The 416-nt window shown below is 51.9% G+C and carries 1 protein-coding gene; it reads right to left on the bottom strand.

Annotated elements, in window-relative coordinates; translation table 11 throughout:
* Positions 1-271, bottom strand: a 271-nt coding sequence (locus IOC61_RS10935; RefSeq protein ID WP_229333091.1) for a hypothetical protein, incomplete at its 3' end; no start/stop codon positions are given.
* Positions 272-416: the final 145 nt, after the last annotated feature.

Raw genomic sequence — 416 nt, 5'->3', positions numbered from 1 at the left:
GTGTATTCAGACTGCCCAGAAAGAATGCACCGCCGTGGAAATACACCAGAACAGAATGTGTGTTCGCTGTTGTCGGGGTATAAACCCTGACTGGTACTTCACCGACGCTAGTAAATAAAACTCTATCGATCACCGATTCTACTGGCACACGCTTATCGATGAGAGGTACATGGCTCTCCTCATCAGCGCGCATCGCTTGCGGGTTGAGAGGGCCAGGCTGAGGCGCCGGCATCTCTGCAATAAATTTGGCAATCGTTGGATGTAGTGGCATGTTAACTCCTTGCAGCAATTTGCCCTTCATTCTGACTGGGGAAAACGTCATCGACTTCGCCGTCACTCCACCCCTGGCGAGATTCGTGCTGAAGTACATCGGTTACCGGCTTACGAATTGCCTGGTATTGCGCCAGTGCTTCGCC

The organism is Halomonas sp. KAO, from assembly GCF_015595025.1.
GTDB lineage: Bacteria > Pseudomonadota > Gammaproteobacteria > Pseudomonadales > Halomonadaceae > Halomonas.
The sequence above is the reverse complement of the archived record's forward strand: the minus strand, read 5'-3'. Positions and strand labels throughout refer to the sequence as shown.